Source organism: Kocuria sp. ICS0012 (assembly GCF_001665945.1).
Classification (GTDB): domain Bacteria; phylum Actinomycetota; class Actinomycetes; order Actinomycetales; family Micrococcaceae; genus Kocuria; species Kocuria marina.
Map to the genome: position 1 here is coordinate 14,887 of NZ_LZMM01000044.1, position 12,848 is coordinate 27,734.

11 protein-coding genes and 1 pseudogene are annotated in these 12,848 nt (G+C 68.9%); 8 read left to right on the forward strand and 4 right to left on the reverse strand.

The genetic code is table 11. The features are described from left to right. Positions 1-26 precede the first annotated feature (26 nt). Positions 27-1,205: an LLM class flavin-dependent oxidoreductase gene (locus A5728_RS07170; protein WP_064846394.1), complete on the reverse strand. Its 1,179-nt coding sequence runs from the start codon at positions 1,203-1,205 to the stop codon at positions 27-29. Positions 1,206-1,370: 165 nt separating this feature from the next. On the opposite strand from A5728_RS07170, the gene A5728_RS07175 reads away from it, so the two are divergent. From A5728_RS07175 to A5728_RS07200, 6 genes are all read left to right on the forward strand, one after another. Continuing rightward, entirely contained in the window at positions 1,371-1,850 is a 480-nt protein-coding gene (locus A5728_RS07175; protein ID WP_064846406.1) for a transporter substrate-binding domain-containing protein, read from the forward strand. Further along, complete coding sequence (locus A5728_RS07180) at positions 1,847-2,845, forward strand: cation diffusion facilitator family transporter (protein ID WP_064846395.1); 999 nt, start codon at positions 1,847-1,849, stop codon at positions 2,843-2,845. The genes A5728_RS07175 and A5728_RS07180 overlap by 4 nt, the downstream gene beginning before the upstream one ends. A gap of 62 nt (positions 2,846-2,907) precedes the next feature. After that, positions 2,908-3,666, forward strand: a complete 759-nt coding sequence (locus A5728_RS07185) for a LamB/YcsF family protein (RefSeq protein WP_064846396.1) — start codon at positions 2,908-2,910, stop codon at positions 3,664-3,666. Next, on the forward strand, positions 3,663-5,450 hold the full coding sequence (locus A5728_RS07190; protein ID WP_231885554.1) for a 5-oxoprolinase/urea amidolyase family protein: 1,788 nt from the start codon (positions 3,663-3,665) through the stop codon (positions 5,448-5,450). Before A5728_RS07185 ends, A5728_RS07190 begins: the two co-directional genes overlap by 4 nt. Then, complete coding sequence (locus A5728_RS07195) at positions 5,447-7,249, forward strand: biotin carboxylase N-terminal domain-containing protein (RefSeq protein WP_064846397.1); 1,803 nt, start codon at positions 5,447-5,449, stop codon at positions 7,247-7,249. The genes A5728_RS07190 and A5728_RS07195 overlap by 4 nt, the downstream gene beginning before the upstream one ends. Next, positions 7,246-7,896, forward strand: a complete 651-nt coding sequence (locus A5728_RS07200) for a GntR family transcriptional regulator (protein WP_064846398.1) — start codon at positions 7,246-7,248, stop codon at positions 7,894-7,896. The genes A5728_RS07195 and A5728_RS07200 overlap by 4 nt, the downstream gene beginning before the upstream one ends. 18 nt (positions 7,897-7,914) lie before the next feature. On the opposite strand, the gene A5728_RS07205 is transcribed toward A5728_RS07200, so the two are convergent. The 3 genes from A5728_RS07205 to A5728_RS07215 form a co-directional block, all read right to left on the reverse strand. Further along, complete coding sequence (locus A5728_RS07205; protein ID WP_082943308.1) at positions 7,915-9,168, reverse strand: NRAMP family divalent metal transporter; 1,254 nt, start codon at positions 9,166-9,168, stop codon at positions 7,915-7,917. A gap of 269 nt (positions 9,169-9,437) precedes the next feature. Continuing rightward, the gene (locus tag A5728_RS07210) at positions 9,438-9,941 is read right to left on the reverse strand and encodes a DUF4870 domain-containing protein (protein WP_064846399.1); all 504 of its coding nucleotides are present in this window, start codon (positions 9,939-9,941) and stop codon (positions 9,438-9,440) included. 56 nt (positions 9,942-9,997) lie between these two features. Next, a complete protein-coding gene (locus A5728_RS07215) occupies positions 9,998-11,572 on the reverse strand; it encodes a YhgE/Pip domain-containing protein (protein WP_064846400.1) in 1,575 nt (524 codons plus the stop codon). Positions 11,573-11,666: 94 nt separating this feature from the next. On the opposite strand from A5728_RS07215, the gene A5728_RS07220 reads away from it, so the two are divergent. Further along, positions 11,667-12,353 carry a TetR/AcrR family transcriptional regulator gene (locus tag A5728_RS07220; protein WP_064846401.1) on the forward strand — a complete coding sequence of 229 codons (687 nt, stop codon included), beginning with the start codon at positions 11,667-11,669 and terminating at the stop codon, positions 12,351-12,353. Positions 12,354-12,596: 243 nt separating this feature from the next. Continuing rightward, positions 12,597-12,848 (forward strand): annotated as a pseudogene (locus A5728_RS07225) (hypothetical protein); the annotation flags it as partial.

Below are 12,848 nucleotides of genomic sequence, written 5' to 3' on the forward strand. Positions count from 1 at the left end.
CCTTCTCTCTGACGTGGTACGTGAACTTACTTGGCGTTCTCGTGGTCGCGCTGCGCGGCCTCCGCCTGCTGTGCGCGATCCTTCGCGGCCTGCGAATCCGGGCCACCGCCGGGGATCGGGTCCTTGCCCGCGGCGTGGCGCGCCACGAGGGACTCGTGGGTGGGGGCCTCGGGCACGTGGGCCGGGCGAGCGGCGTCGAACTCCTTGCGCAGCACCGGGACGACCTCCTCGCCCAGGATGTCCATCTGCTCGAGGACGGTCTTGAGCGGCAGGCCGGCGTGGTCCACCAGGAACAGCTGGCGCTGGTAGTCGCCCGCGTACTGACGGAAGGCCAGGGTGCGCTCGATGACCTGCTGCGGGGACCCCACGGTCAGCGGGGTCTGCTCGGTGAAGTCCTCCAAAGACGGCCCGTGACCGTAGACCGGCGCGTTGTCGAAGTAGGGGCGGAACGTGCGGATGGCGTCCTGCGAGTTCTTGGCCATGAACACCTGACCACCCAGACCCACGATCGCCTGATCGTAGGAGCCATGGCCGTAGTACTCGTAGCGCTGACGGTAGAAGTCCACCATGCGCTCGGTGTGCTCCTTGTTCCAGAAGATGTTGTTGTGGAAGAACCCGTCACCGTAGAACGCGGCCTGCTCCGGGATCTCCGGAGAGCGGATGGAACCGTGCCACACGAACGGCGGGACGTCGTCCAGCGGGCGCGGCGTGGCTGTGAAGCCCTGCAGGGGCGTGCGGAAGCGACCGGAGTAGTTCACGCTCTGCTCGCGCCACAGCCGGTACAGCAGCTGGTAGTTCTCCACGGCCAGCGGGATGCCCTGCCGGATGTCCTTGCCGAACCACGGGTACACGGGCCCGGTGTTGCCGCGACCCAGCGTGAGATCCACGCGCCCGTCCGCGAGGTGCTGGACGTACGAGTAGTCCTCCGCGATGCGCACGGGGTCCGTCGTGGTGATCAGCGTGGTGGCGGTGCCCAGCTGGATCTTCTCGGTCTGCGCCGCCAGGTGGGCCATGAGGATCGGCGGGTTCGCAGGCGCCACGAACGGCGGGTTGTGGTGCTGGCCCATGGCGAACACGTCCATGCCCACCTCCTCCGCCTTGCGAGCGATGGCCACGGTGGCCTTGATCCGCTCGTTCTCGGTGGGGGTCTTGCCGGTGGTGGGGTCCTGGGTCACGTCCCCGATGGTGAAGATGCCGAGTTGCATGTCGGCCTCCTTGGCTTGTGGTCGACGACGCCGCAGCGCGAGTGCCGCAGCTCCGTTCCGTAGGTCTTTCAAATTTGAACTACCTATATAATGCGCCGCCGCGGAGATTTATTCCAGGGAAAATATCCGGGTGTGGCGAACGGCACCCGGGCCTACAGTGGTGTCATGAGATCATCCATCGGGCGGCTGATCGCTCTCCTGGTCCTGTTTCTTGCGCTGACCGGGTGTTCGGGTCACTATCCCACGGACCCGCACGGGACACTCGAGCACGTGACCGACGGGGAACTCCGTGTGGGTGTCTCGCACAGTCCTCCGGAGACGGATCTCGGACCCAACCCACCCACGGGCACCGAAGTGGATCTCGTGCGGCAGTACGCCGAGACCGTGAATGCTCACGTCACCTGGACTCCCGGTGGCGAGGAGGATCTGGTCAAGCAGCTGAAGAACGGCCACCTGGACCTGGTCATCGGTGGACTCACAGAGGACAGCCCATGGGACACGGAGGTGGGCATCACCCGCGGTTACGCCGAATCCACCGACGAGTTCGGCGACACCCGGAAACACGTCATGGCGGTACGCAACGGGGAGAACGCATTCCTCATGGACCTCGAAGCATTCCTCGCCGACCATGGAGGCAGGTCATGAGCGCGCAACACCACCCGGTGGACGACGAGCAACTTCCGCCGGAGATCACCCGAGCGCTCACCCGGGCCGTGCGCCTGGAATGGCTCACCATCGGGACCCTCGCGGTCACGGTGATCCTCGTGTTCCTCGTGCTGGGGAACTCGCAGGCCATGAAGACGGCATGGGTCGAGGACCTGTTGTCCTTCATCCCGCCCATTGCGTTCCTGGTCGGCGTACGGATCACACGCCGCCCGGCCACCGCGAAGCACCCCTTCGGCCATCACCGCTCCGTGGGGATGGCCCACCTGGTCTCGGCCACCGCGCTGCTGGTCATGGGGACATATCTGATCGTCGACTCGGGCAGCAAACTCATCACGGCGGAGCACCCGTCCATCGGCGGGATCCAGCTGTTCGGCACCACGGTGTGGCTCGGCTGGTTGATGATCGGGGTCCTGGTTGTCACGGGCATCCCGCCGGTGATCCTGGGGCGCATGAAGTTGAAACTCGCGACGCCCTTGCACAACAAGGTGCTCTTCGCGGACGCGGACATGAACAAGGCGGATTGGATGACCTCCGCCGCGGCCACCGCGGGTGTGATCGGGATCGGCCTGGGGTGGTGGTGGGCGGACGCCGTAGCGGCCATCGTGATCGCCGTGTCCATCCTCAAGGATGGGATTACCAACCTCCGTGCGGCCGTGGCCGGGCTCGCGGATGCCCGTCCCACCACCGTGGACAACAAGAAGCCTCACCCGCTCAACGCGGACGTGGACGCCTTCCTCCGACAGCTGGAGTGGGCGCGCGTGGGCGCCGCACGCGTACGCGACGAGGGTCAGGTGTTCCAGGTCGAGGGATTCGTGGTTCCCCGCACCCCGGACGTCGCGACTCCCGATCGCCTGGACGCCGCCCGCAAACAGCTACTGGCCCTGGACTGGAAGATTCGCGACGTGGTGCTCATCCCCGTCAACACGCTTCCGCGGGTCCTGGAGGCCGAGGAGTTCGAGGGTCATTCGCACTAGATTGTTGAACAATCCTCCCGCGTGCGGCATTCTGGAACTCGGTACTGAGACGGAGGTCACGCATGACGGTCATCGATCTGAACAGCGACGTGGGCGAGTCGTTCGGCAACTGGCACATGGGCGACGACGCCGCCATCTTCCGTTCCGTCTCCTCCGCCAACGTGGCCTGCGGGTTCCACGCCGGGGACCCGGGCACCATGGCACAGACGTGCCGGGACGCGGTGGCCGCAGGAGTCACCGTGGGCGCCCACGTGGCGTACAGGGACCTGGCCGGTTTTGGCCGACGGTTCCTGGACTGCTCCCCCACAGAACTCGCCGATGACGTGCTCTACCAAATGGGTGCACTCGAGGCGATGGCGCGCTCGGCCGGCGCGACCATCGAATACGTCAAACCCCACGGGGCGCTGTACAACACGATCGTCCACCACGAGGCACACGCGCAGGCGGTCGTGGACGCGGTCAAGGCGTTCGGCGGTGACCTTCCGTTGCTGCTGCTGCCCGGTTCCGTGGCCCTGGACAAGGCCGAGCGGGCGGGATTGCGCGGGGTGGCCGAGGCATTCGCCGACCGCGGGTACACCCCCGAGGGCACGCTGGTCTCCCGCCGCGAGCAAGGCGCTGTGTTGCACGACGCCGCCCAGGTCACCGAGCGCATGATCTGCCTGGCCGAACACGGCACGCTGACCGCGGTGGACGGCTCCACGGTGCACATCGCCGCCGAGAGCATTTGCGTGCACGGGGACACCCCCGGGTCCGCAGCCATGGCCGCCGAGGTCCGCGCGGGTCTGGAGCGCGCGGGCATCACGATCCGGTCGTTCGTGTGAGCGGCCGCGACTCGACGACGCACGGTCCGGGCACCGCCCACGACGGCACGGGCGTGCCCTCCCCGGCCACTCCGCGAGCCGCCAACGTGACGCGGAGCGGATCCGGCGCGCCGCGCACCGCACCCCGGGACCGAGCCACCGCGCCTGCCACGTCCTCGTCGGCAGCATCCGACACGGCCACCCCGCCGCGGACGGGTCTGCGCTGGGCCGGCACGCGGGCCTTCCTGATCGAGTGCCCCTCGCTCGAGCACGTGATGCGGCTGCATGCCCACCTGAGTGCCCATCCGTACCCGGGTCAGCTCGATGTCCTGGCCGCCGCGGAGACCGTGTTGCTGACCTTCACAACTCCCGCCGCGGCGCGGAGGGCCGCGAGCGACGTCGTCGACATCCGGCTCGATTCCACCGAACCGGCCGCGGGTAAGGACGTGGCGATCGACGTGGTCTACGACGGCGAAGATTTGGCCGCCGTGGGAAAGCTGACCGGGCTCGGCGAGCGCGGCGTGATCGAGGCGCACACGGGAGCCGAATGGACGGCGGCGTTCGGCGGGTTCGCGCCGGGATTCGCGTACCTTGTGGCCGACGGCGATCCGCTCGAGGTGCCGCGCAGGGACTCGCCCCGTACCGCGGTGCCGGCCGGGTCCGTGGCGCTCGCGGGACGCTTCTCGGCCGTCTACCCACGGCGTTCCCCCGGGGGTTGGCAGCTGATCGGTCACACGGACGCGCCGCTGTGGGACGTGGACCGGGAGGAGCCCGCCCTGATCCGACCGGGTGACACCGTGCGCTACCGGGCGGTGCGCGAACTCGTGACGGTGTCCTCGGAAACGGCACTACCCGCGTCGCGCCGGGAGCGGAAACACGCCCTGATGATCGAGGATCCCGGGATGCAGTCGCTGCCCCAGGACCGCGGCAGACCCGGCCGAGGCGACCTGGGCGTGGTGGCCTCCGGCGCGGCGGACCGCGCGTCGGCCGAGCAGACCAACCGGTTGGTGGGCAACTCGCCCGAGGCCGCCGTGATCGAGACGCTGCTGGGTGGGCTGTCGGTCACGGCCCGCGGGCACCACGTACTGGCCCTCAGTGGCGCGCCCACTCCGGCCCGGATCGAGGGACCCCTCGGCGGACGCGCCGTCACGTGCCACGCTCCGTTCGCCCTGTACGACGGCGAACGCCTCACCCTGGGAGCCCCGGACAGAGGCCTGCGCACCTATCTGGCAGTGCGAGGTGGGATCGACGTACCCGAGGTGCTGGGGAGCCGCTCCTCGGATGCGCTCTCCGGGATCGGACCGGACCCGTTGAGCGCCGGTGACGAGCTCCCGGTTCTCAAGGCCGCCGCGGGCCGGACCGTGGGGTTGCCCGAACCGCCGGCGGTCACGCTTCCCACCCCCGGGGAGACCGTCACCCTGCGGGTGAGCCCGGGGCCCCGTGACGATTGGTTCACACCGGAAGCACTCGAGACGTTCACCTCGCGGGACTGGGTCGTGAGTGAGCAGTCCAACCGCGTGGGGGTGCGCTTCGAGGAACCCCCCGAGGGCCCGCCGCTCGAGCGTTCCCGCGAGGGCGAACTGGCGAGCGAGGGCGTGGTGGCCGGTTCCCTGCAGGTCCCCCACTCGGGGGTTCCCGTGCTCTTCCTGGCCGACCATCCCGTGACGGGCGGCTATCCCGTGATCGGGGTCGTACTTCCGGAGGACCTCCCCCTCGCCGCGCAGCTACCCCCGAGCAGCGCGGTCCGCTTCACGTTCACCGATCCGACCCACCCCGCATCCGACACCGCAGGAGACACACCATGAAGAAGGTCCTGATCGCCAACCGCGGGGAGATTGCGGTGCGGATCGCGCGGGCGTGCGCGGACGCCGGCCTGACCTCGGTGGCCGTGTACTCCGAACCTGACGCCGATGCCTTCCACGTGCATATGGCCGACGAGGCCTACGCCCTGCCCGGTTCCGCCTCCGCGGACACCTACCTGCATATCGACCGTCTGCTCGCCGTGGCCTCCCGTTCCGGCGCGGACGCCGTGCACCCGGGCTACGGGTTCCTGTCCGAGAACGCGGACTTCGCGCAGGCCGTGGCGGACGCCGGCCTCACCTGGATCGGTCCGTCCGCCCGGGTCATCCGCGAGCTGGGCAACAAGGTCACCGCCCGGGCCATCGCCGTGCGCGCCGGCGCTCCCCTGGTTCCCGGCACGGACGGTCCCGTGGACGACGCCGCTGCGGCCCGGTCATTCGCCGAGGAGCACGGACTGCCCATCGCCATCAAGGCCGCCTTCGGCGGTGGTGGTCGTGGGATGCGCGTGGCCAGGACCATGGACGAGATCGACGCGGCGTTCGAGGCGGCGGTGCGCGAAGCGACGTCGGCGTTCGGGCGGGGCGAATGCTTCGTGGAGCGTTTCCTGGACAAGCCCCGCCACGTGGAGGCCCAGGTCGTGGCAGACGCCCACGGTTCCGTGATCGTGGTGGGCACGCGTGACTGCTCACTGCAACGGCGGAACCAGAAGCTCGTGGAGGAGGCCCCTGCGCCGTTCCTGACCGATGAGCAGCGCACGACGATTCATGAATCCGCGCGCGCCATCTGCCGGGAGGCCGGGTACACCGGGGCGGGCACGGTCGAGTACCTCGTGGCCCCGGACGGGCTGATCTCCTTCCTGGAGGTCAACACGCGGCTGCAGGTGGAACACCCCGTCACGGAGCAGACCGCGGGCGTGGACCTCGTGCGGGAACAGTTCCGCGTGGCCGACGGGTTGGCGCTGAGCCTCACCGAGGACCCGTCACCGAACGGGCATGCGTTCGAGTTCCGACTCAATGCGGAGGACCCGGCCCTCGGGTTCCTCCCCACTCCCGGCGCGGTGGAGGCGTTCGAGGCGCCCACGGGCTCGGGGGTGCGCATGGACACCGGCGTGCGTTCCGGGTCCGTGGTGCCCGCCGAGTACGACTCCCTGCTGGCCAAACTCATCGTGTGGGGCGAGGACCGGCAGCAGGCCCTCGTACGCTCGCGCGCCGCGCTGCGGGAGCTCGTGATCCGCGGGGTGCCCACAGTGGTCCCGTTCCACCGGGCGGTCCTGGAGGAGCCAGCGTTCACGTCCCCGGACGGGATGGGGGTGTACACCACGTGGATCGAGGACGAGTTCACACGCAAGCTGGAGGCCTCCCCGTACGTGGCGCCCGGGGCCGGCGAGCGCACCACGGTCACGGTGGAGATCGACGGGCGCGCCCATCAACTGGGCCTGCCCGCAGACCTTGCCGCCGCCCTCCTGGGTGGCGGATCCGTCGCAGGTTCCGGGTCCGCTTCGGCATCCGGGGGCGCCGAATCGCGCTCCGGTGAGACCGCGGGAGCGGGAGCAGAAACCGGGGCGGCGTCGTCGCCCAATGCGGACTCGGCAGGAACGAGCCTGGTGGCGCCCATGAACGGGACGGTCGTGACGTGGGCCACGCAAGACGGCGCCGAGGTGGCCGAGGGCGACACCGTCCTCACGCTGGAGGCGATGAAGATGGAGACGCCCGTCCGCGCTCATCGCTCCGGCACGCTGACCCGGGCGGACCTGGCGGAGGGGTCCGCAGTGCGCAAGGGGCAGACGCTGGGAGAGATCGCGTGACGGCCGTCGAGCCGCGTGAGAACGCCCAGGCGAGCGCCCACGCGGCCCGGCAGTTGCGCGCCCGCATCTCGAACGGCCAACTGCCCCCGGGAGCGAAACTCTCGGAACAGGCCGTGGCCCGAGAGCTGGGGGTCTCGCGCAACACCTTGCGCGAGGCGTTCACCATGTTGGCGGCGGAGCGCCTCGTGGATCGGATCGCGCACCGGGGTGTGTTCGTTGCACAGCCCGACGCCGACGACGTCCGCGACCTCTACGCCGCCCGCTGCGTCCTGGAGCCGGGCACCGTGCTGTGGGGTGCGCCCGATCCGCAGTCGCTGTCCCGGCTGAGTGCGCTCACCACCTCGGCGCTCGCCGCCCGGGATGCCGGGGACGTGACGGCCATGGCGGATGCGAACCAGGGCTTCCACCGGGAGCTCGTGGCGTCGTCCGGTTCGGCGGAGCTGGTCGCGGTCATGGATCTGTTGTCGGCGCGGATGCGGCTGGTGTTCCACGCGATGTCCACGGATCCGCAGTTCCACGCGCGCTACGCGGTGCGCAATACCCAGGTGCTGCGATCCCTCGAGTCCGGCGACCGTGACCGGGCCATGCACCTACTCAGGGAGTCCCTGACCGCGGCACGGAACGAGATCCTCGCGCACCTGACCTGACGGTTCGGGTGGGCGGGATCAGGACCAGAGCTTCGCGAGGCCCGCCAGGGAGTTCCACGCGAGATACACCGTGAGCAGCCAGGCGAGGACACCCACCACGAGCAACCACACCGGGTAGCGGTAGCCGTGCAGCAGATCCCTGCGACGCCATGCGACCCACAACAGGATGGCGAAACCGAAGGGCAGGATCAGGGCGTTGAAGGCACCGGCGAAGATGAGCAGGGTCTGCGGTGCCTGGCCCAGGAAGAAGTAGACCACCGCGCACACCGCGATGAAGGCCACGGTGAGCAGGTTCCGGGTGCGCGGCTTGCCCTGGGACGAGGTCACGAAGGAGATGGACGTGAACGCGGCCCCGATGACCGAGGTCAGCGCCGCGGCCCACAGCACCACACCGAAGATCCGTACACCGATCTCACCGGCCGCGGCACCGAAGGCCTCCGCCGCCATGTTGTCGCTCGTGAGGGAGACGCCGCCGGCCACCACGCCGAAGATCGCGAGGAACAACAACACACGCATCACGCACGTGACCAGGATGCCCAGCACGGAACTGCGCGTGATCTCCCGGACGCTCTCCACACCGGTGACTCCCGAGTCGATCATGCGGTGCGCGCCGGAGTACGTGATGTACCCGCCCACCGTGCCGCCGATCAGCGTGGTGATCACCAGAAAGTCGATCCGCTCCGGCAACACCGTGTTCTTCAGCGCCTCCCCCACGGGCGGAGCCGCCACGATGGCCACGTACAGCATGAGCAGGATCATGACGGCGCCCAACAGCACCACGATGCGGTCCAGCGCGAGTCCCGCGCGCTTCGAGAGGAAGATCAACACGGCGATCGCGGCGGAGATCCCCCCGCCGATCTTGGGATCCAGGCCCAACATGGCGTTGAGGCCCAGACCGGTTCCCGCGATGTTGCCGATGTTGAAGACCGCACCGCCCAGGAAGACCAGCGCCGCGAGCACCGCCCCGGCACCGGGCAACACCCTCCCGGCCAGTTCCTGCGCCCGGCGACCCGAGATCCCGATGACCCGCCACACGTTCAGCTGCACGGCGATGTCCACGAGGATCGAGATCAGGATGGCGAACGCGAAGGCAGCGCCCAACTGCACCGTGAAGACGGTGGTCTGGGTGATGAAACCGGGCCCGATGGCACTCGTGGCCATGAGGAACATGGCCCCCAACAGGGCACTGCGGTGCCCGGTGGTGCGCTGGGGCGTTTTCCCGCCCTCGGTCACGGACTCGCCGGGCTGCGGGCTGGGACTGACAGAGGACATGCTTCCATCCAAGGGGTCACGTGAGCGGGGACACATTCGTGCAATGAAGGCATCCTATAGGTTGTTCAACAATCTGCCCAGCGAACCGTCGGACAACTGACGGCGCGGCGGCAATGTCCGAGGCATCCCCAGACCATGCCCGAGATTCTGGGTAGCGAAAAGCCACTTCGGACGGACCGAAGTGGCTTCTCGATGCCTCGATTTCCATTAACGGCTTCGCGCTGCCTCAGCAGTTGAGGAGCGGCTCACCCTCCGCGGGTGCGGCGCGCTCAGCGCAGGATCGGCAGCTGCATGGGATAGCGGTACACCACGCCCCGGCCGGCCCTGACCGCGGCCATGATGTGGCACACGAGCAACAGGACCCAGTACGCGGCGATCAGCAGCAACCCCACGGGCGAGAGGATCACCGTGAACAGCAGGACCCAGCCCACCAGGTTGACGAGCCACATGGTCACGTTGAAGTTGAACGCGCCCGCGGCGGCCGACCGCAGGAACGGGCTCTTGTCCTTGTAGATGAACCACACGATGAGCGGGCCCAGGAAGCCGAGCCAGCCCACGGAGACGATCGCGGCGATCGGGCCCGCGAGGTGGGTCAGCACGGCCACGGTGCGCTCGTCGTCCCGGGGCCCGGAGGAACCCGCGCGGTAGCCGTTGGGACCCTGGGCGTGCGGGCCGCCCTGGGCGTACTGCTGGCCGCGAGGGTCGGGCCCGCCGGGGCCCGTGGGTCCCTGCGAGCGGTAGTCGGGACGCGGTTGCTGCGGTTCGTAGCTCATGTCATCTCCGTGGTGTCCGAGCCGGGAAAGCTCACTGGTCGTGTCCTGGCTCCAGCCTAGGCGGAGGCGCCGTCCGGCACGGAGGGGTTATCCGCAGTCTCAGGGAGAGGTTTCTCCCCGTCGGATGCCGCGGCACGGGCGCTGTGCTTGCCGCCGCCGGCGGAGCCGCGCAGACCCACCCACTTGTCGTAGCCCCAACCGCCCAGCACACCCACGAGCAGGGCGAGGGCGAGCATGACGAACAGCCCGATCAGCCCGGTGGTCAGACCGGCCTCCGGGATCGCGTCGAAGAACAGCGCGGAGCGGATGGACGTGAAGATGTGATGCAAGGGCTCGATCGGGGCGATCGCACGGAAGAATCCGGGAACCGCCTCCAACGGGACCACGGCGCCCGCGGAGGGCAGGCCCATGAAGACGAGGTAGACCAGGCACAGCAGCATCCCCACGCTGCCGCCCACGGAGATCAGCGCCAGGACGATGGCCGAGACCGTGGACATCGCGAGCCACCCGAGCAGGAACACGAGCAGCCCGTGGGGAACGGGCATGCCCACGGCGGAGGCCACCCACATCATGAGCGCGGAGGCCGGGGCGGCCGCGACCACGAACGTCAGCCACTTCATGAGGTAGCCCACGGGGCGGGGCAGCACGGCCCGCTCGTAGTCCTTGAAGAACGGCCCCATCTCGAACGGGGCCATGCCCATGCGCCCATCCATGAGCAGATTGAGCGCCACGGAGCCGGAGAAGCCGACCACCAGCAGCAGGATCGAGTAGTAGAACGCGCTCATGCCCAGGGCGGTGCCCTCGGGGAGGTCGTTGTATGCCTTGGACACCATATTCACGGGGTCCTTGAGGGTGTCCTTGGCCACCGAGCTGACGGTGGGTGAGAGCTCCTTGGCGATCTGCTCGGCGGAGCCCTCCTGGGACTTCTGCACCTGCTGCGCGAACTGCTGGACCTCGGGCCCGCCCTGCGCGGCCTGGCGCTGGAGCTGCTGGGACTGCTGCTGCTGGGACTGCTGCAGCTGCTGGAGCACCTTGTTGTAGGCCTGGTCCTCGGCGGGTGCCACGGAATCCGTGAGCTGCTCGCCGAGCTTCTTGCTGGCCTCGCGCACACCGGGTTCCACGGCGCCCGTGGCCAGTCGGGTGCCCAGGGACCCGGCCTGGGGGTCCGTGTAGACCGTGACCTCGGGGCGCGCGGCGTTATCCCGGGTGAGGGACCCCTCGATGAGACTCACGGTGTCCTCGGAGAAGGACTCGGGCACCACCACGGCGGCGTAGAGCTCACCGCGATCCAACTGTTCCCGTACCTCGTCGATGCTGAGCTGCCGGAGGTCGATCTTGTCCTCCTCCGCGGCCTTGTCCGCGAACTTCTGGACGAGGTCCTTGCCCAGGTTCTCCTGGCTGGCCTTGCCGTCGGCCTGGGGCACCTCCGCGCCCTTGTCCTGGTTGACCACGGCAATGGGGAACTCCTTGAAGTGCTTGTCCGGGCTGGACAGGCCTCCCAGGTAGAGGGCGGTGCCGATCACGCCCACGGCGATGATCGCGAGCATGGGCAGCAGCCAGAACCCGACCTGGCCGAAAGGCCGTCCGAGTCGGGCCCGGAGGGAGTGGGCGGAAGCGTGTTTGGGTGTCACAGGTTTCTCCTGGCGCGAGGAATGCACGACGTGTCTGGGGTTCCTGATCACGATACACTGATGTATCGAGATGTGAAGACGAGGCGATGGATACGTGAGCAACCAGACAGACGCACCCGCTGCGGACCTCTCGGAGGGCACGCGGCCCGTCACGAATGACCCTGCCACACAGCAGGCCGCGGGGGACAGGCGTTCCCGCAGCGCCACGCGGCTCAAACTGATCCGCAGCGCCCCGGCCGTCTTCGCGCGGCAGGGGATCGACGGCGCCTCGGTGAGCGACCTGTGCGCGGCCGCCGGTTTCACGCGCGGTGCGTTCTACTCCAACTTCGAGTCCAAGCGGGAACTCGCGATCCTCGCGTTCGAGGACCTCGCCACCCAGCTCGTGGACACCCTCGGCACGGAGCTGGACCACTGGCTCGGCTCGGGACTGGACGTAGAGGACGTGGTCACCCGCATCATCGAGGGCGTGACGGACCAGGTGGCCAACGTGAACCAGCAGGCCCTGCGCGTGGAACTGTCCCTCGCGGCGTTCCGCTTCCCCGAGGTGCGCCAGCAGATGGCACCCATCCGCGCGCGGGTCTACCACGCCATCGAGCAGGCCCTCGTGCGGGTCGCGCAGACCCAGCGCCTGGAGTTCCTGGTCTCCCCCGGGGACGTGGCCCGCATGCTGCTCACCAGCTACTCGGGCCAGCTCGCGGACCACATGGCCATGGGCGGCTCCGGGCACGGCGCGCAGCAGGTGATCCCCACCATGTGGCTCGCGTTCACGCGCCCCGCCTGATCCCCGACCCCCTGCTCCTCGGGGTGCTCGTCCTGTTGGTGGTATTCCGCAGTTCCGAGCAACTGGCGATCGTCTACGGATTGGCCGTGACGGATACGTTCCTGCTGACCGCCACGCCGTTCTTGGTCTACGCGCACCCCAACACGGCGTCCATGCCGCTGGCGCTGAGCGAGAACGCCCAGTTCAACAGGGTCATCCACGAGAAGGTGTTCATCGCGCACGGTTCCCGCCAACGTCCCGCACATGGCACCTCAGGACGCAGTCACGGTGGATCGCACGGGTGCGGACTCCGATCACAGCACCCAGTTGACCCTGCACTACGGGTTCCTGGACGACCCGGACGTCCCCGCCGGCCCGCGGATCGCGCGTGACCAGGGGGTGGACATCGCCCCGGACATCGCCCCCGGCGGTCCCGCCGCCGCGGGGCGACCGGGGGCGATCGAACGCGAGCCGGACGGACCGGTCACACCACGAACGGCAACACGAACAACATGG

Bases quoted from the DNA above. Each gene is read 5' to 3' on its own strand.
- A5728_RS07170 (WP_064846394.1), bottom strand. From the start codon at position 1,205: ATGCAACTCGGCATCTTCACCATCGGGGACGTGACCCAGGACCCCACC.
- A5728_RS07205 (WP_082943308.1), bottom strand. From the start codon at position 9,168: ATGTCCTCTGTCAGTCCCAGCCCGCAGCCCGGCGAGTCCGTGACCGAG.
- A5728_RS07185 (WP_064846396.1), top strand. From the start codon at position 2,908: ATGACGGTCATCGATCTGAACAGCGACGTGGGCGAGTCGTTCGGCAAC.
- A5728_RS07195 (WP_064846397.1), top strand. From the start codon at position 5,447: ATGAAGAAGGTCCTGATCGCCAACCGCGGGGAGATTGCGGTGCGGATC.
- A5728_RS07180 (WP_064846395.1), top strand. From the start codon at position 1,847: ATGAGCGCGCAACACCACCCGGTGGACGACGAGCAACTTCCGCCGGAG.
- A5728_RS07210 (WP_064846399.1), bottom strand. From the start codon at position 9,941: ATGAGCTACGAACCGCAGCAACCGCGTCCCGACTACCGCTCGCAGGGA.
- A5728_RS07175 (WP_064846406.1), top strand. From the start codon at position 1,371: ATGAGATCATCCATCGGGCGGCTGATCGCTCTCCTGGTCCTGTTTCTT.